Origin of the sequence: Methylomonas subterranea (assembly GCF_024505185.1) — a bacterium.
Lineage (GTDB): Bacteria > Pseudomonadota > Gammaproteobacteria > Methylococcales > Methylomonadaceae > Methylomonas > Methylomonas subterranea.
The window spans coordinates 74,866-93,475 of sequence record NZ_JANIBJ010000010.1; the positions used below are offsets into that span (position 1 = coordinate 74,866).

At 55.1% G+C, this 18,610-nt stretch carries 16 protein-coding genes; 2 read left to right on the top strand and 14 right to left on the bottom strand.

Annotated features, from left to right (window positions below; translation table 11 throughout):
• Both hslU and hslV read right to left on the bottom strand, forming a co-directional pair.
• Nucleotides 1–1,320: an ATP-dependent protease ATPase subunit HslU gene (gene hslU / locus NP590_RS07030; protein ID WP_256601594.1), complete on the bottom strand. Its 1,320-nt coding sequence runs from the start codon at nt 1,318–1,320 to the stop codon at nt 1–3.
• Between the two features lie 4 nt (nt 1,321–1,324).
• The gene (hslV, locus tag NP590_RS07035; protein ID WP_256601595.1) at nt 1,325–1,891 is read right to left on the bottom strand and encodes an ATP-dependent protease subunit HslV; all 567 of its coding nucleotides are present in this window, start codon (nt 1,889–1,891) and stop codon (nt 1,325–1,327) included.
• Between the two features lie 175 nt (nt 1,892–2,066).
• Between hslV and NP590_RS07040 the strand changes: the two genes are divergently transcribed.
• Nucleotides 2,067–2,534, top strand: a complete 468-nt coding sequence (locus NP590_RS07040; RefSeq protein ID WP_256601597.1) for a hypothetical protein — start codon at nt 2,067–2,069, stop codon at nt 2,532–2,534.
• A 32-nt stretch (nt 2,535–2,566) separates the two neighbouring features.
• Here NP590_RS07040 and NP590_RS07045 read toward each other — a convergent pair whose 3' ends face one another.
• The 8 genes from NP590_RS07045 to NP590_RS07080 all read right to left on the bottom strand — a co-directional run bounded on the left by NP590_RS07045 (nt 2,567) and on the right by NP590_RS07080 (nt 11,892).
• Nucleotides 2,567–3,409, bottom strand: a complete 843-nt coding sequence (locus tag NP590_RS07045; RefSeq protein WP_256601598.1) for a hypothetical protein — start codon at nt 3,407–3,409, stop codon at nt 2,567–2,569.
• 434 nt (nt 3,410–3,843) lie between these two features.
• Nucleotides 3,844–5,991 carry a putative bifunctional diguanylate cyclase/phosphodiesterase gene (locus tag NP590_RS07050; protein WP_256601599.1) on the bottom strand — a complete coding sequence of 716 codons (2,148 nt, stop codon included), beginning with the start codon at nt 5,989–5,991 and terminating at the stop codon, nt 3,844–3,846.
• Nucleotides 5,988–6,878: an ABC transporter substrate-binding protein gene (locus NP590_RS07055; protein ID WP_256601601.1), complete on the bottom strand. Its 891-nt coding sequence runs from the start codon at nt 6,876–6,878 to the stop codon at nt 5,988–5,990. The genes NP590_RS07050 and NP590_RS07055 overlap by 4 nt, the downstream gene beginning before the upstream one ends.
• A gap of 269 nt (nt 6,879–7,147) precedes the next feature.
• Nucleotides 7,148–9,124, bottom strand: coding sequence for a TonB-dependent receptor plug domain-containing protein (locus tag NP590_RS07060; protein WP_256601603.1), 1,977 nt, complete (start codon nt 9,122–9,124; stop codon nt 7,148–7,150).
• A 63-nt stretch (nt 9,125–9,187) separates the two neighbouring features.
• Nucleotides 9,188–9,652 (bottom strand): nucleoside deaminase, encoded by a 465-nt coding sequence (locus NP590_RS07065; RefSeq protein ID WP_256601604.1) that lies wholly within the window; start codon nt 9,650–9,652, stop codon nt 9,188–9,190.
• Nucleotides 9,653–10,717: a homoserine O-succinyltransferase MetA gene (gene metA / locus NP590_RS07070; RefSeq protein ID WP_256601605.1), complete on the bottom strand. Its 1,065-nt coding sequence runs from the start codon at nt 10,715–10,717 to the stop codon at nt 9,653–9,655.
• Between the two features lie 13 nt (nt 10,718–10,730).
• The gene (locus NP590_RS07075; RefSeq protein ID WP_256601606.1) at nt 10,731–11,579 is read right to left on the bottom strand and encodes an ATPase; all 849 of its coding nucleotides are present in this window, start codon (nt 11,577–11,579) and stop codon (nt 10,731–10,733) included.
• 10 nt (nt 11,580–11,589) lie between these two features.
• Nucleotides 11,590–11,892 carry a DUF6763 family protein gene (locus NP590_RS07080; RefSeq protein ID WP_256601607.1) on the bottom strand — a complete coding sequence of 101 codons (303 nt, stop codon included), beginning with the start codon at nt 11,890–11,892 and terminating at the stop codon, nt 11,590–11,592.
• A gap of 118 nt (nt 11,893–12,010) precedes the next feature.
• Between NP590_RS07080 and NP590_RS07085 the strand changes: the two genes are divergently transcribed.
• The gene (locus tag NP590_RS07085) at nt 12,011–12,217 is read left to right on the top strand and encodes a SlyX family protein (RefSeq protein WP_256601608.1); all 207 of its coding nucleotides are present in this window, start codon (nt 12,011–12,013) and stop codon (nt 12,215–12,217) included.
• Nucleotides 12,218–12,445: 228 nt separating this feature from the next.
• On the opposite strand, the gene NP590_RS07090 is transcribed toward NP590_RS07085, so the two are convergent.
• The 4 genes from NP590_RS07090 to NP590_RS07105 form a co-directional block, all read right to left on the bottom strand.
• The gene (locus NP590_RS07090) at nt 12,446–13,711 is read right to left on the bottom strand and encodes a D-alanyl-D-alanine carboxypeptidase family protein (protein ID WP_256601609.1); all 1,266 of its coding nucleotides are present in this window, start codon (nt 13,709–13,711) and stop codon (nt 12,446–12,448) included.
• A 181-nt stretch (nt 13,712–13,892) separates the two neighbouring features.
• Nucleotides 13,893–16,190, bottom strand: a complete 2,298-nt coding sequence (locus NP590_RS07095; RefSeq protein ID WP_256601610.1) for a TonB-dependent receptor family protein — start codon at nt 16,188–16,190, stop codon at nt 13,893–13,895.
• Between the two features lie 426 nt (nt 16,191–16,616).
• A complete protein-coding gene (locus NP590_RS07100; RefSeq protein ID WP_256601611.1) occupies nt 16,617–17,939 on the bottom strand; it encodes a sensor histidine kinase in 1,323 nt (440 codons plus the stop codon).
• Nucleotides 17,936–18,601 carry a response regulator transcription factor gene (locus tag NP590_RS07105; RefSeq protein WP_256601612.1) on the bottom strand — a complete coding sequence of 222 codons (666 nt, stop codon included), beginning with the start codon at nt 18,599–18,601 and terminating at the stop codon, nt 17,936–17,938. The genes NP590_RS07100 and NP590_RS07105 overlap by 4 nt, the downstream gene beginning before the upstream one ends.
• Between the last annotated feature and the right edge of the window lie 9 nt (nt 18,602–18,610).

Sequence of the window (18,610 nt, forward strand, 5' to 3'; positions counted from 1 at the left end):
TTACAGAATGTAGCGGCTCAAATCTTCATCGGCGGCCAGCTCCCGCAGATGCGCGTCCACATAGGCGGCATCGATACGAACGGTTTTTTCCGGCATATCCGGCGCATCGAAGGAAATTTCTTCCAGCAGTTTTTCCAAAATGGTATGCAAACGGCGCGCGCCGATATTTTCCACGCTTTCATTCACCTGCCAACCCAGTTCGGCTATGCGTTGGATACCGTCGGCGGTGAAACTGACGTCCACGCCTTCGGTGGCCAACAAGGCTTGATATTGCTCGGTCAGGGAGGCATCCGGCTCGGTCAGGATACGCACGAAATCCTCCGCGCTCAAGGCGCTGAGTTCTACCCGGATCGGAAACCGGCCTTGCAGTTCGGGAATCAGATCCGACGGCTTGGTCAAATGGAAGGCGCCGGAAGCGATAAACAGAATATGGTCGGTTTTGATCATGCCGTATTTGGTGGTGACGGTGCTGCCTTCCACCAGCGGCAGCAAATCGCGCTGCACGCCTTCGCGCGACACTTCGCCGCCGCCCATTTCCGCCCGCTTGCAGATCTTGTCGATTTCATCCAGGAACACGATGCCGTGCTGTTCGACGGCTTCCAGCGCGGTTTGCTTGATATCGTCTTCATTCACCAGCTTGGCCGCTTCCTCTTCCTGCAGCAGCTTGATGGCGTCCTTGATTTTCAATTTGCGTTCCTTTGTGCGGCCGCTATGCAGATTCTGAAACATGCCCTGCAACTGGCTGGTCATTTCTTCCATGCCCGGCGGCGCCATGATTTCCACACCCACCGCGGGTGCCGCCACGTCAATCTGAATTTCCTTGTCGTCCAATTGGCCTTCGCGCAATTTTTTACGCATTTTTTGCCGGGTGGATTCCTCGGATTCGGATAGCATGCCCCCCTCCGCTCTGGGCAACAAAATATCCAGCACTTTTTCCTCGGCCGCATCGGCGGCGCGGTTTTGCACCTTTTCCATCGCCGACAGACGGGTCATTTTTACCGCCGTGTCCACCAGATCGCGAATGATGGACTCCACATCGCGGCCGACGTAACCGACTTCGGTGAATTTGGTGGCTTCGATCTTGATGAAAGGCGCATTGGCCAAGCGGGCCAAACGGCGGGCGATTTCGGTTTTACCGACGCCGGTGGGGCCTATCATAAGTATGTTTTTCGGGGTGATTTCCTCGCGCAGTTCCGGCGCGACCTGGCTACGGCGCCAGCGGTTGCGCAACGCAATGGCCACCGAACGCTTGGCGTCGGCTTGGCCGATAATGTGTTTGTCCAGTTCGCTGACGATTTCTCTTGGGGTCATTTGACTCATGGGCTTATTCGTTCTCCGACGCTTGCGGCGCGGCATCCAGTTCTTCGATGCGCAGATTATGATTGGTGTAAATACAGATATCGGCGGCAATATTCAGGGATTTTTCCACGATTTCGCGCGCGCTCAAGTCGGTATTTTCCAGCAAGGCACGGGCGGCGCTTTGCGCAAACGCACCGCCGGAACCGATGGCCATGAAATCGTGCTCGGGCTCGATGACGTCGCCGTTGCCTGAAATGGTCAGCAAGGCCTTGCCGTCGGCTATGATCAGCAAGGCTTCCAGTTTGCGCAAGGCCCGGTCAGTGCGCCAGTCCTTGGCCATTTCCACGGCGGCGCGGGTCAGGTTGCCGCGATGTTTTTCCAGTTTACCTTCAAAATGTTCAAACAAGGTGAAGGCATCGGCGGTGGCGCCGGCAAAACCGGCAATCACCTTGTCGTGATACAAGCGCCTAACCTTGCGGGCATTGCCCTTCATGACGGTATTTCCCAAAGTGACCTGCCCGTCGCCGCCGATTACGACCTTATCGCCGCGCCTTACGGCCAGGATAGTGGTGCCTCTCAGTTCTATACTCATGTGTTCCAACTGCTACCAGGAAAAGCCGGGGATTTTACATGGTCTGACTGGCGATGGGCCAGAAGTTTAAAGTGCCCACACCGCTTATCCGGTTGTTTAATGATTGAATTGTGCGAAAAAACTGATTAAAGTTGGATTGGAAAAACATAATAAAAACAACATCAAGAGGCCCACTATGAAATCGTCCACATCCTGGAAATGCGCCATCCTGCTAACCGGCTTGGCCTTTGCCCCCCTGGTTTCGGCAGTCACTCCCGCCGAGGAAACGGAAAAGAAATGCGTCAAACCCAAATTCAGGGACTTTTCTCCCGCTCCCAATGTGGAAGTCAAACCGGAGTCGGACATTTCCTTTCACATCAACCGCAACGCCGATCCCTTGCACGTCAGCGCCAGCGCCAAAAAAATTCCGCTGAAGGTTGTCGTCAACGACAAGAAGACTTTTTATTACGTCACCGCCAAATTGCCGACGGAACTCAGAGACGGATTTGCCCGCATTCACATAGAGGCCAAAGCGGCCGAAGGCGACTGCCTGGGCCAGGACGGCTGGCTGATTAAAGTCTCGGAACAAGCGGGCGCCGCAAGCGAAACAAAAACCGAAACAGCGCAGAAGCAATCCGCCCCCACTACCGAAGACGGCAAATGACCCATCAAGCCGTCCGGCATTAGAAACTCAGATCAATTATCAAGCGCGAGCCGGTATCTAAGCTTCCGGCTCGCTTCCAAGCCAGGGGTGGCGGCAAACAAAACCCAGCCCAACAAAATCAGCATGAAGGAACCAGGCTCGGAAACCGTAACCGACTGTATGGTGGAACTTAACTGGGCGGGGGTAAATACAATCAGATTTTGCGTACTTCTGCTTGCCCCCGCGTCACTTAAATACGTCAGGGTAAAATTTCCCGTGCGAGCCGCGACATCCAAATTCGCCAACCAATCGTTAGCCATGGCGACATATTCCGAAATGGCGGTATGGGCGTCCACGCGAAAACCTGGATCGTTGGCGGTAATTCGATATTGTCCATTTTGATCCGGCGTCCCATAAGTAATTGCCCATACCGCCAATTGAAAGGCCGCGCTGTCGACCCTGGTTGCCAACGTGCTGTAAACCGTATTGGCCAAGCCAAGCAAATCATTGACACGCTGCGCGCCGTCAAAAGGACCCGGGCGTAACCCCGTTAACAAGCCGGCAAGCTCGCTCCCGGTTTCAACGTTATAGACCGAAGTACCCGTCGACATCCAGTTATATATATCCACGCACCAGGCATTAAACACCCCGGCGGATGAGAATAAATAGTCGGTATCATGCGTGGTTAAACCGATTCCGCCGATCCCCACCCCTCTGAGACCGGATGACGCAGGATTTGGGGCGATTTGCCCATACTGATAACCTACCTGTTGACCATTCAGAATGGCGGAACCCGAATAATTGACGACGATGTTCGCCGCATCGACCGCGCTTAACGGAGTCACTGCAGCCAAGAACCCCGTCATTAATAAGCCATTGATTTTGTTGAGTTTCATTGACACTATTCCACGTTAAATTCTTATGATTAAGCAAAATAGATACCAATAAAATATATTTAAGCCGAATTAAAGACTTAAATAAAACCCGCTTCACAATAAATCGCGCGCCCGACAAAATTGGCAGCTCACAAAAATCAAAAAAACCTACCATATCAACAACTTGCAAAAAGACCCCATTTTAAAAGTTCGCCAGAAATGGCAGGCATGACAAGCTCGCATGCATACCGCCAAGGCAAGCGCGGCTAGACTGGAACCACCGCCAAAAGCACTAACTAAAGCAGTGTTCCGCTCAAGCGGAAATAAAGCCGAAAAGCTGAAGCAGAGCCGACCGAAATCGCCGCGGTACACAGCCATGCAAGGCTCCACCATTAATTTGAATTTCGCCGCAAATAAAACCATGCTCGAATCGCTTGCAAGCAAAGCGAACGAATTCAGGTCGATACCGTCAACCCCGTCCCGTTCAATACCGAGGTTCCACATATCGGATGCCGGGCGAAATCCCGGCAAAATCCGGCAAACATTTCCGCGCTCATGGGTTTGGCCAACAGATAACCTTGCAGCAGATAGCAGCCGGCATCCCTTAGAAAAACCGCGTGTTCGGTCGTTTCCACACCCTCCGCTATCACTTCCAGCCCCAGACCGCGAGCCATGGCGATAATGGCACGGATGATGGTGGCATCGCTGGGGTCGTCAATGCAGTCGCGGACAAAGGATTGATCGATTTTTAAAACATCCAGCGGAAATTGTTTCAAATAGCTGAGACTGGAATAGCCGGTACCGAAATCGTCAACGGCAAAACGCACGCCAGCCCGCCGCAAGCGGTCAAAGCAACGCAAGCTTTCTTCGGTGGGGCGAAGCAGACAGCTTTCCGTCAATTCCAGTTCCAAGGCACCCGCCGCGTCGGGCAGGAAATGCCGGAGTATATCCAGTGTGTGCTGGGCAAACCGAGGATGCCAGAATTGCGACGGCGCCACATTGACCGCCATATGAAAATGCGCATCGACGATACCGGCCGCGCGCCATTCCGCCAGAGTTCTCAGCGCCGTTTCCAATACCCATTCGCCAATCGGCAGTATCAAGCCTGTTTCTTCCGCCAGCGGGATGAATTCCACCGGCGACACCCAAACATCTTGAAACCGCCAGCGCAGCAAGGCTTCCGCTCCTATCAGCTTGGCGCCACGACTATCGTATTTGGGCTGAAAATAAAGGGACAGCTGATCGAGTTCCAAAGCTTGTTTCAAGCCGTTTTCCAAATACAGGCGCCGCATGCCCCGTTGCTGCAGCGAGGGATCATAAAAATGGTAGGTATTGCGTCCGCGCGTTTTGGCTTCATACATCGCGCAATCGGCATTGCGCGTCAACTCTTCGCCCGATTCGCCGTCGTGCGGATAAAAGGCTATGCCGATACTGAAACTGGTGCTGATGTTGTGCTCATGAATGGAAAACGGCTGACTCAAAACCTGACCGATCTGTCGGGCAATGCGGCTGGTATCCCGCCGGGCCAATTCCACATCCGCATGCAGATCGTTGAGAATCACAATAAACTCATCGCCGCCCATGCGGGCCACGGTATCCCCTGCCCGCAGCTGCAGGCGCAAGCGCTCGGAAATTTGTTGCAGCAATCGATCGCCAAACGAGTGACCCAGGGTGTCGTTGACGTACTTGAAGCGATCCAGATCCAGAAACAACAACGCCGAGGTGGTTTTACGACGCTGAGCGCTGCTTATGGCTTGTTGCAGATGATCCTTGAGCAGTACCCGATTCGCCAATCCGGTCAAATCGTCATAATAAGCTTGGCGTTCCAGCATGGCTTGATAACTTTGCACCTCGCCGTGATAGTCGCTCAGCCAGTTGATCATCAAATTGAAGGCCTTACCCAACTCCTGTAACTCCGGCCCTCCGCTATCCAGGGTCTGCGCCGCCAATTGGCCTTCAATGACCTGGTGCGCGGCTTCGCTCAATTGCTTCAGCGGCCGGGTAATATGCGCGGTCATGAGCATGAAAATAGCCAGACTGACAACCAAAATCAGCAACACCACCGCCAGGCTCAGCAAAAAGGTATTGCGTAAAATTATCTCGAAATAGGCCGGATTCATCGCCAGCCGGACCTGCCCAAGCGTTTTGGCCGATGCGGCAGAATCGAGAAACAGCGCATCCTCGTGTTGCAAATCGCGGCTGTTTATCGCCTGCACAATGTCGGAAAACCCTTGACCGCCACTGCGTTGCCACCAACGCCAGAAAATCAGCGAATTCCGACTGCCGTCCAGAGGCCGCGGATTGATTCGGGCCAGTATATTGCCGTCCGCATCCAGAATAGCCACATATGCCAGACCCGAAAGGTCCGCCAGCCTGTCCAACTGCTTTTCCAATAAAGCATATTGCCGCGTGTAGACTGCGTATTCACTGGATTCAGCCAATAGGCTGACCAGCGCCTGATTATATTCATGCCGGGCATCGAATTGCGCCGATAGCAATTTATAGGTGACGATAAAGCCAACGCTCAGGGCGGTCAGCAACACCAGCGCCGCGTTGAGCAAATTGAAACGCGTGGCCAAATTCAACGACTGAAACGGCTTCATGGGATCACCTCCGACAATTCGGGCAACCAGCGTTCGGCTATCCGCAGCTTCATGTGCTCGGCGGTTTTTAGATTCAACACAGCCCTGACCTTACGGGGAGCGCGAGGCGGCAATGCCGCCGGCGGGATACCTTTCAGCAATATGTCGGCGGCAAGGTCGGCCAATTGCGCGCCCAGATCCCAGTAATCCCAATCCAGCGCATACAAAGCACCGGCCTTGACCCATTGCGCGGACAAACCTATCAACGGCACCCGGTTGCGAAACGAATACAACAGCAACTCGCGCACGGCCGCCGCGCTATACGCCGACGCTCCATCGACCACCCACAAGGCATCGAGTTGCGGCGGCAAATTTTGCATCATCGCCGGCAAATCCGCCGCCGCGCCGATGGGTGCCCGCGTCAACGTGATGCCTTCGACCAGTGCCAGTTTTTGCAGCTCTCGTAAAAGCACCGAACCTTGCCTTGGCTCATAAAGTACCGCGATTTGCCGGGCATCCGGCAACAAGCGCCGCAACCACAGCCATTGCAGATCGGCGGAAAAATTCAACCCCACTCCAGTAACTTGGGGGTTTCGGTTCAGTTCGTCGGCATCCAGCACCAAGCCGGCAACGATAGGCGTGCCGGCCACCCCTGCCAGCGCGGCTCGGGTGGCGGGGGTCCCCAGAGCCAGGGTCAACTTGATCTCGGCCTGCCGTGACAACGGATTCAGCACATCCTGCTCGTTCGACAAAATCAGCGTCCGGTAAACCGCCTCCAGGCGACTGTGCGCCAAGCCTGCCTGAAAGCCCGCCAGGGTCTGTTGATAGGGCATGCTGTCATGGCTTTGCAGAATCAGTATTTCGCTAGCCGCGGCAGCCGCCGTACAGAACATCAGGCAGCAGATCACGGCCAGACTAAGGATTCCGCCCCTGATAACTTCCCTATTTATATCCCTCACCCTCTCCGGGAGGGCGAGGGAACACAATGCGGAAGTGATTTTGAGCGGAATACCAAATGCCGCGGAATACGGCAACATGAGAAGTAGACAAGGATCTGTGCGATGAGCTTTTGCCAGCGCAGCTTCCATCTTGAAAGCCAAACCCCGGCCGACCATAATTGCGGACGGTATGGATTGGTGCGTATGCAGCATGCCGGCGAGTTGGTCGGGCCGCCGCATCAGAACTCGTAAATCATCCGCAGACGAAAGTTGCGGCCATCCTGAGAGATGCTATCGGGCGACAAAGGCGGACTGGCGGGATCGGCGTAACGCTCGTTGAACAAGTTATACAGGCCGCCGCTCAGTTCCAAACCAGGCAACCAACGCCGCGAGGTCAACGTCAGATTGGTCAAGGAATAGTTGGGCAGCCGATTGCCGGCAATAGTGGCGCGCGAACTGACATATTGCACTTCCAGCCCGGCAAACAACTTGTCGCTCCAAAGCGGCGCACCGAGATTAAGCTTGAGCATGTGCCGGGCCGCGTTGGGCGCCGCCACATAGCCGGCGATGCGGCTTTGTTGATAGGTATGGCTGAAACGCCCCTCGAAGTTTTCATAATGCCCCTTCAACTGGGTTTCCAAGCCATGCGCTTCGGCATTGCCCTGATTCTGAAACTGCCTGACCTCGGACGGGGAGACTGTCAGATTGATCAGGTTGCTTAAGCGGTTGTAGTAAGGACTGACCCGCAAATCCGCATACGACCCCAGACGCTGTTCCCAGACGAATTCGTAACTTTCGATTTCTTCCGGTTTCAGGCCTGAATTACCTATCCACGGCGTAGAATCCGCGCAACAGGTATAAACGCTCTCAAAGGCGTTGGGGGCGCGAAAAGCGGTGCCGTATAACAACTTGAGGGTGGTGCCGTCGAACGGTTCGGCTATCAGGCCCAGGCGCGGGTTGAAGGTACCGCCGAAGTTGTCGTAATGATCATAACGAGCTCCCGCCTGCAGACTTAAATTGGGCAATATCGTCCACTCGTCCTGTAAATAAATACCGTAAATACTACTGGTTTCGCGCGTGTTGGCCCAGAGAAAATAGGGCTCGACATCGTGATTGAGCATCAGTTGCCGAAAATTGCGCCGATACTCGCTACCCACGGTCAGTCTATGACTGTCAAAAAACGTGCGACTGACCATCAACTCGGCGCCAAACCACTGTCCACGCCACAAGTCTTTGTTGACAGTGACGGGGCCACCCGCTGCCCGGTAAGGCAAAACATCGTCAAACTCATAACTGTCCCAAAAAGCTCGGCCGGTCACATCCCAGTCAGCGCTGAAACTATGGTGATAATTCAGATCGGCGTAGGCCCGGCGGTCACGATAATTGGTTTGAGGTTCGCCGAAGGTGGTGCCGGTGGTGCCGGTGGGTAAATATTTTTTCCGCCCCATCCAGCTACCGCTGAGGGTAAAATCGTCCCAAGCCAGCTTGCCATGCAAGCGCTCGACTTCTTCTTGATCCAGATTATGCGCGGTTCCCAGGCCGGGAAAACTCAGATTCTCCCGGCCGTCGCTATAGAAATGACTGGCGGATATAAAGGATTCCATGCCGTTACTGAATTTTTGGCCGTGACTGACCTGGCCGCGATGCGTGCCGTAGCTGCCCAGATCCGCGGACAGCCGCACTCCCTGCAAGTCCCGTCCCCGTTGCGTAATGACATTGACGACGGCAAACAAGGCGCTACTGCCATAGAGCGCCGAAGCCGGCCCGCGTACCACCTCCACCCGCTCGATATTCGCCATGTCGACTAAAAAATCCCGACCGAGCCCGGCATAGTCTTGCAGGCTTTCGTTGACCCGGTGACCGTCGATCAATACCAAAATGCGGGTATTGTAGTCTCCGGGCGGCGCAAAACCTCGCACGCCGTTGTGGTGGTAGGCACGATCATAGGTACTGATAAAACCTGGCAAACTGCCGAGCAAGGCGGAAACAGTCCGCCAGCCGTAACGCTTGATTTGTTCCGACGTTATGATGTCGACCGAGGCCGGAGCTTTAGTGACGGGTTGCTCGTGGCGCGAGGCGCTGAATACCGAGGGCAGCTCGCTAAACAACAGATCCTGCTCATCGGCGGATTCCGTGGCCAAGGGCCGCAGCTCCTCGGCATGAGCCAAAAGGCCAAAACACAACAGCGCGGCGATGGTGAGTGGATAAGCAGGCATAAGTCAGTAAACTCGATGCATCGCAACGCATGCAACAAGCCCGGGCTTACATAACCCAAACATTCAATAACGCCGCTTGTTTTCCAACCGGCTCCAAGCCTGAAATGGCGACCTGGCCCCCGCCAAATCGATCAAGTGCATGGCGATGTTGCGTTCCTCCGGTAATTTGGGAATTTCATCGTAAATAAAGCTGTCGTCGAAGCCGGCGGCGGCGGCGGCGAAACGGTTGCAGGCAAAATAAACGGCTTGCGGACGCGCCCAATAAATCGCTCCCAGACACATCGGGCAAGGCTCGCAGCTGGAGTACAGAATGCAACCGGTCAACTGAAAATCGCCCAAGTATTGACAGGCGAGCCGGATGGCCATGATTTCGGCATGGGCGGTAGGATCGAGATTGGGTGTAACCCGGTTTCCGCTGCTGGCGATAATGCGATTATCCTTGACCACCAGCGCGCCGAACGGCCCGCCGCCGCCAGTGACATTGTCGCAAGCCAACTCGACCGCCTGTCGTAAAAAATCCGCGTGCATTTACAAGCCCAAGGGGTTTTCCGGATCGACGCCGTCCATAAACGGCAGACCCCGGTCTTCGTTGGTGATTTGATACACCTTGCCCAACCAGTTGTTAAACACCGCCTTGGCCGAATCGCGCCAGGTAATATCCAGATGCGGCAGAATCAGCGCTTCCGGCATGGCTTCCAACGGTAAGCCCTTGGCCTTGGCGAGTATCACCCGGCCGGCATAATCGGCCAGTATTTTTTGCACCTCGGCATCGAAATAATGCTCGGGAAAGGGTGGATAATCGTTCCGTTCGCCGTTGTAGTACCTCAAGACCTCTCGCTTGTATTCCTTCAGCAGGCTGATGTCGTCGTATTCCGGATGACCTTGAAAAAACACGATGCGAAAGCCGTCCGGACTAACCGCCAGATGCACGCCGGCCTCTTCGCTGGCCACCAACACCCTCAAGCCATGCTTTTCCATGTCGGTTTGAAACACTTCGTTAAAACGCGAATGCGGCACATCGAAGCGAGTGTTGATTTCAGCTATCAGGGGATGCCGCCTGTCCACGACCTTATGCGAAAACACGCCCCAGCGCTTTTCCGGCAAGCGGGTGCGCTCGACGCCGTAACAACTTTGTATCAGTGCATGCGTGGCCAGACAGGAACAGAGGATGGACGTCACGTTGAGTTTGGCCCATTCGAACACTTCGGTCAGGGGTTGCCAAAAAGCCTCGTCCTGCAAATGATCGTGGGTGACATTGGCGCCGCTGATAATTAGCGCATCCAGGCCATCCTGTTTTATCTGTTCAAAGCTCTCGTAGTGTCTATGGATATGATCCCAGGCCGCCGGACTCCTTTCCAGACCTTCGATGGTAAAGGGATGCACATGAAACTGGGCAATCTGGTTACAGGCGCCCACCAGACGAAAAAACTGCCGCTCGGTGGCCTCCAGCGCCGCATCCGGCATGATGTTGAGCAGGCCGATATGCAGCTCGCGTATGCATTGATGACTGGCGCGGTCCGGACTGAGGATTTCCTCGCCCTCTTCTTGCAGGCGCCGGAAAGTCGGCAAATCGGTATGGGCAACTAAGGGCATTGCGACAACCCGCTCACTGTTGCTGTTGCGCAATCGCTTGCGCAATCAATTGCATGAAATCGTCTTCATTACGAATTTTGGCCACCTCGTCGCCATCGACCGTGTAACCGTATTGTTCGGCAATGGCCTCATAACGCGGCACCCGCGCCTTGAACAACTCGGGAAACACCCAACAAACGAAATCGTCCGGATCGATCTGCTCGGTGGAGGTAAAGCCTCTTTCGCGCATGAACAGCGCCAGCTTTTCATCGACGAATTCCGGCCGGTAGTACAGCGGCTTGGGATCTTTTTTGGCTCGCTCGATGATGGTCTGTTCCAGATGCGGCGGGATTTTGATGTACAGAAGCAAGGTATGCCGGGCCAGATTTTCTATCGTTTCCGGGCAATTCAATTCGCAAACGCTGCCGCCGGCGTCATTGATGAAGTGTTTGTAGCCATAGATGGCTTCTGCCTTGTGAATGAACTCGGGCACGTCGTTCATGGCGGCAATTTCCGCCTCATGGTGCAGGGCCTGCCGGCGTTTGAATTCCGCCAAACTCAAACCGCCCTTGGCCGGATCGCCGATTTTGCCCAGAAAGCTGGACACCGGCGCCAGATTGTCGACCGTGATGTTGCTGCAAATATAGATGGAGTCGGATTTCAGCAAGTCCCGCAAAAAGGGCACCCCCATGGCCTGCTGTTTGATGTTGTCCAGAATAGGCTCTTCCAGGTATTTGGTACCGATGCGGTAATCGCCGGAATAATGAAACCATTTGTCGCGCGGCAATTTGCTGGACAACGTGGTTTTGCCGGCGCCGGACATGGCCAACAGGGTGATGCTCTTGGATTCCCAGTCCAGAAATTGTTGCGGGGTCATTTTCATAAAACGTTACTCAATCCAAAAAATTGCTGATATCCAAATCTTCCTGGTCCGGTCGGGCGTGCCGGTCTGGATCGCTATATCCCAAGTCGTCCGGCTCCAAATCGTCGAACGGCGCGCTCCAGTCTTCCGGATCTTCTATATAGTCGAACGTCGACGCATACCAGGCGTCATTGTCGTACTCGCCCAGATCGCCATTGGCATATTGCACGCCTATGGCTTCATCCTTGGTATCTATCGCCACGACTTTAAAGGTGAGGTTATTTTCGAAATCTTTATACCAACGGCCTATGACCGGATCAGTGATCGTTGTCATTGTCGCATCCTCGCTGTGGTTGATGGTGGGGCTATCATAGCCGAGATTTTTCGGGGCGTGTCAACGGCCGGGCAAAATTCCATTAGAATGTGACTAACATCCCTACGTCGTCAACATCATGAACGAAGAACGCATTATCGAACTGGAAATCAGGCAAGCGTACCAGGAGGACTTGCTGCAAGCCCTGAATAGCGTGGTTGCCGAGCAACAAAAACAAATCGGCAAATTGGAAGAAACCTGCAAATTACTGCACGACAAGCTTAAAAGCCTGGCCCGGGCCGAACCCAGCCCAGGACTGGCCGACGAGAGGCCGCCGCATTATTGATGCCATAGCCGGCAGCGCACGGCTAAAGCGCTCCCCTAACGCTCATGAAAAAGCGGCATCACCCCGGCAAATGAAAGGCAGTCTCGTGGGAGCGGCGCACAGTTGCGATGATGGCCTTGCGAATCGCGACTATGCGCCGCTCCCACCATGACTTTCAGAGTAAAAACCGATACTGAACGCCTTGCAAAACAGCAAGGCTGAATCAGCATTACGCGGCGGGCGGCACTATTAGCCAGGCAACAAGGTACAACTCTGTCCCTTGGAGCGTATTTTCTTGCAGAAGTCCTTGGCCTGATTGGAATTCAAGCCCATCCACTCCGTGCGCCACAACATTCTGCCCTTGGTTTTGACCCTGACGATATGGGGCTGGCCGCTTTTTGCCGCCGGACCCAAGGCGTAACGGGCTTGTTTCAAGTTGACATCGGCATCGATTTTGCGGCCGTGGTCGCCCAACATCACCGCCCATTGCCCGCCGGCTGCCCGGTTTTTCGCTTCGGCGGTCTTTACCGGCCGATTTTCGGCCAAACGAGTGGATTTGCCGGGTTTGATTCGAATGGGATCGGCAGCGCCGGAACTTGAATCGGCGCCCATCTGTGCAGCGCTGCCCGCGCAGCGATTGGAAGACAGTTGGAACGGCGGCGGCGTAAAATTCGCATCCCGCAATTGGTCCACCGGCATGCCATAGGCACCGAGCTGGGATTTTTCGAAACCCAGATCGAGTAAATTGGCCATTTGCTGGAAGCGCTCGGCGCTACTGTGCGCGCCCAGCAACACGCCGATAAGACGATGGCCGTCGCGACGGGCCGACGCGATCAGGTTATAACCGGAACCGCAGGTAAATCCGGTTTTCAAGCCGTCGGCATCCGGATAGGTTTTCAGGATCTTGTTGGTATTCGGCAAAACCCGGCCGTTATAGGCGAATTCGGTGGCCGAAAAATAGCGGTAATATTGCGGAAAATCCCGAATCAGGGCGGCGGACAACAAGGCCAGGTCGCGAGCGCTGCTGATCTGGCCCTCGTCGGGCAATCCGCTGGCGTTTTGAAAGGAACTGTTATACATGCCCATGCTACGGGCTTGTTGAGTCATCATGGCGGCAAACCGAGACTCGCTGCCGCCCAGCCGTTCGGCCAACACCACGGCGGCATCGTTGGCTGAACGGGTAGTGACGGCCATAATGGCGTTTTCGACGCTGATGGCCTGACCTTGCCGCAATCCCAATTTGGAGGTTGGTTGCCGGGCCGCGTGCGCGGACACGCTCAGCGTATCGCGCAGATGCAGTTGGCCCGCCTCGATGGCGGCAAATGTCATATAAATCGTCATGACCTTGGTCAGGGAAGCGGGATACCAGCGCTGGGTGGACTCCACTTCGTGCACAATGCGGCCGCTGTCGGCATCGATGACTATCGCCGCGTAACGCGCGGATGCGGCCCCGCTGGTCAGCAATAAAAAAGCGCCGGCGAGCAGGCTGGTTTTGAGGTTTGAAACTGGGTTCAAGATGTTAATTCTCTGCGGATTAATGACCTAAAATATCTGCCGGCCATTTAAGCAGAATTATCGAATTCAAAAAAGACCCAATTCGGGATGGTGCGAAAAAATAACTCCCCCTGACCGGGAGACCTTATTCTTGGGAAGGCGGCCGATTTTACCGTGTGTCCAATTTTGAATGCGCTGCCGGTCAAAATTCGTATTTGAAGCCCGCCTGCACCAAACGCGGCATACCCGGTTGAATACCGCGTACCCGGTCGACAATGTACGTGTTGTCCAGCATGTTTTTCATGTTGAAAAACAGGGTCAAATCCTTGCGCACTTTGTATGAGGTGGCGAAATTGACCACCACATAATCGTTGATTTTGCCGAACTGGCCGGATTTGATTAAATTATCCCGCCGCGCGACATCCAGCGGCAAATCGTTGGCATTATGCAGATTCATGAAATCGGCATATTGCTCGCTGACGAACACCGCTTCCAGATGCGCATCGAAACCATTGGCGTGCGAATAACCCAAGGTCGCGGTCAACAGGCTTTCCGATGCATAGGGCGCGCGTTTGCCGGCCGCCGAGCCGAAAACGTTGCCACCCGGACAAAAACTGGTAAAGGTGTTATTCACCCCGGTGCCCGAGGCCTGCCCACTGTCATCCACGCAACGGAACGGCGAGGTGGTTTCGGCGCTGGGCAGCCACTGATAAGCCACTTGCGCATAGGGATTGTGATCGGAACCGAAGATTTCGCCAAAGTCGGCCCGCGCCATCAACTCGATACCTTCGTACAAGGCCTTGCCTTGCGCCACCGGCGTATCGACGCCACCGATGGTGCCCAATGCCGTCAGGCTGTCGAAATCATTGTGGAAGTATGTCAAATCGGCTTTCACCCCGCGCATCGGCCGGGTTCTGACGCCGAATTCGCTATTCCAGCTCAGTTCGGGCCCAATAGTGACTGGCGCCCCGCTGCTACGATTAATGGTGTCTTCGACTCGCGGCGGCGCGAAACCGCGATGGATGCCGAAAAAGAACGTTGCCTGGTCTACGGGCGAATAAGTCATGGCAAACGACGGCAAAATTTCCGTCAAGCTGTTTTGCCCTTGCTTGTTATTCATGAAGTTCACTTCCTTGTAACTGACCGACTCAACTCTCACCCCCGGCGTAAAGGTCCATTCATCCCAGATGAATTTATTCTGGAAGAAGCCGGAATAGGCATCGGCATAGCGCTCGTTAAGCTCTTGCCGGGTAGAACCGTTGCTGATGTCTTCCGCATAAGGCGAATTAACCACTACCCTGCGCCGGTATTGGTTCTCGAAATGCGCTCGGAAGCCGGCATCGAGTTGGCTTTCGATGCCGAACAGATCGTGTTTGGCGCGCAGAGTCGGCGCCACGCCCCAGGCTTCGTATTGCCGCAAGCGACCGACATTGTAGTTACATTGATCCATATCGACCTGCACGCCGTTTTCCCGATCCGTAACATAGCCGGCCATGCCTCGCGTGGCGCATTGATTTTCAGTCGGAAACTGATTCTGCTGACGCCACCAGTTGCGCTCGTACTGCTGCCAGTAAAAACTGGTTTCCAGTGACACGTCGTCGTTGAAACTGTGCTCCCAGGTAACCGAGGTGGCCCAGCGATCGTTGATAAAACTGGCGTTTTTGTCCGGATTGTAATTCGCACCGATATTGCGGTATTCGGCATCGGTCAAACCGAAGGCGGCACCTTGCTCATCCTGGTAAAAAAAATCCCCGCGCAGGGTCAGGCGGTTGCGGGCATCAAAATCGATGATACCTTTCAGATTGGCGTTGTCGAGCGTGGCATAGGTATTATCGCGATTACCCATGGACTCCTTGTGCAGGAAATCGGCCACGCCACCGACAGCATCCATGCCCTGGACATTCTTGAGCATGCCGCCGTAACGGGCATGCCCGCTAAGGAAGTCGCGGTTACCGCCCATGAAACTGACAAAGCCGCCGGGTTCAACCGGCACCCTGGGCGTCAGATAATTGACCGCGCCGTTGATGGTCTGCGGGCCGAATTGGGTCAGGTCGGCGCCCTTGTAAATCTCTATGCCGTCGTAGCGTTCGATGGGCGGGTGGAAATAAATGTCGTTGTCGCCGTACGGGGCGAAGTTGAACGGAATGCCGTCTTCCAGGAACAGCACCTTGGTCGAGCGAAACGGGTTCTGGCCGCGAAAAGCGATGTTCGGCCGCAAACCCAAACCCTCTTCGTCGCGCACGTAGACGCCCGGGGCCTTGCGCAAGGCTTCGTTGACGGTGAAAACCTGATCGCGTTCCAGAACGTCCTTGTCGATCACGGAGGTAGAACCGGAAAAGGTCTCGGCTTTATGGACGCTTTCCTCGACTTCCACGCTGGGCAAGGCCTCCGGCTCATGCTGTTGACGTTTGCCATTTTGATCCGATTCGGCCGCAACCGCGCAGTGCGCGATGATGTTCAACAGCAAAACCGCTAAGAACCCCTGTTTGTTCCGCTTCATTTTTTTCCTCATGGCGATTGAAATTGAAAGCGCCGTTCCATCGGAACTTCCACCCGCCGGTCCGCCGCCGAGAGAACGCGCTGCTAAGCTAAGGATTCCGCCTAAAATAACTTCCGCATTCAGTGCCCTCTCCCTCTGGGAGAGGGTTGCAGTGAGAGATATAAATAGGGAAGTTATTAGTTCTACTTTGTCAGATTCTTGAAGGAATTCGTTATTCCGGCGGGGATTGCCGGAATCCAGGCGCCATGAATGGATCGAAGCCTGCTATCCATGGCGCTGGATGCCCGCTTCCAGGCGGGCATGACGGCGGTTTTTAAATGTAACAAAGTAGAATTAGGCAAGGAGCCCTAAATGCGCGTCTAATTTAACCAAGCAACCTGAATCGAAACTGAAAAAAGGCCATCGCAGAAGATAGCCGGGAAATTTTCAATGCAGCGGCAATTCCACCGTGACCAGAAAGCCGCCCAAGGATTTGCTGCGGCCGACATTCAATCGACCTTGGTAGGTATTGACGATATCCCACACGATGGACAGGCCGAGTCCATGCCCCTGCACCGACTCATCCAGTCTTTTCCCGCGCCGAATCAGGCTGCCGGCATCGGCCTCGTCGCAACCGGGGCCGTCGTCCGCGATGCGGATCAGCAAGGTGTCGGTATATTCCAGCTCGACATCTATTCGTTGCCGGGCCCATTTGCAGGCGTTATCCAACAGATTGCCCGCCAATTCCATGATGTCTTCGCGGTCGAAACGTATCCGCCGGTCGGGCGCGGTGATTTGAATATCCAACGGTTTTTCGCTGTACAGGGAGCGCAAAATCTTCTTAAGCGCAAAGAGTTCGGTTCTGGGATTGAAGACGGTGGCCACATGTGGATCGCCGGCAATTCGCGCCCGCTTCAGTTCCCGCTCGATGCAACGGTGAATGATTTCGCTCTGCACCCGCAGTTGCCGGCGCAATTCCGGATGATCTTGCAAGGCGGACTCCGCGGTCATGCTGTACAAAATCGCCACCGGCCGTTTCAATGCGTGTGCCAGATTGCCGATGGCGGTGCGGGATTGCCGCAAACGGCGCACGACCAATTCCAGCAGCCGATTGATTTCCAACACCAGCGGAACGATCTCGGCCGGCACATCCGGGTCGATCCGTTGCCGCCGCCCGCTGGAAACCTGTTCGAGTTCGCCGCCCACCGATATGACCGGCAACAGCGAGCGCCTGATATCCCAGCCCAGCAACAGCAGCGCGCAAAGCAATATCGTCAGACTCAAACCGAAATAGGCCATGCGTATCGCCGTAATATCGTGGTCCACGGCGGACAGGTCCTCGGCAACGCTGATATTGATCCTGTGCCCGTATCGCACCATGCCCAGTCCCAGCACCAACAAGGGCCGCTGTTCCGGCCCGCTTAGATGGTAGATTCTGGATTGCTCCGGGCCCATGGCCATGGTTTGCAGCGGAAAATCGAGCAATGAAGGCGACGGATAAACCCGGGCGTCGACCTTGATCTGGTAGTAATGGCCGGACAACGGACGGCTGTACACTGAACTGATACGCAAGCCGTTGAAGGTCACGCTATCGTCCTCGCCGGCGGCCAGGGTTTCCATCAGCGAATAGCCGTCGTCCGCCAGCCGGTTAGCTATCTGCTTTTCCGCCACCGTCCGTATCACCCAATCGGCGGCGAACCAGTGCACCACGAAAACCAGGCACAGAACCGCGCCGAGGCCGCGACTCAGCCGTTTGCGCAAAGGCATCATGGCTTGATTCCGAAAACGTAGCCTTGGCCGCGACGGGTCTGGATGAGATCGCCGCCGACGATTTTGCGCAAGCGTTTCACATACACTTCGATTACATTGCTGTCCGGCTCAGCCGACTCGTTATAGATATGCTCGCCGAGTTGTATCTTGTTGAGCACTTTGCCGGCATTGAGCATGAAATAACGCAGCAATCTGAATTCGATGGCCGTCAGCGCTTGTACCGGCCCGCCATCCACCGAGACGGTTTGCTCGTCTTCGTCGAGTTCGATGCCCAGCAGTTTCAAATTCGCTTGATTGAAGCAGTGCACCCGTTTCATGATGGCCCGCAGGCGCAGCAACAATTCCTGGGGATGAAAGGGCTTACCCAGATAGTCGTCGGCACCGGCCTTGAAGCCGTCGACTTTTTCGTGCCAGGCATCGCGCGCGGTCAACACGATGACCGGCATCGCATTGCCGGCCAGACGCCAGCGTTTCAACACTTCCAGTCCAGGCATTTTCGGCAAGCCCAAATCCAGTATGGCGGCGTCGTAGTGTTCGGTCGCGCCCATGAATTCGCCGAGTTCGCCGTCCCGGACGCTATCGACGATATAACCGGCTTGCTCCAAATCCGTTTTCAGCGCGCGGGACAGCAGTTCATCGTCTTCCAGTAATAACAATCGCATGAATTGATC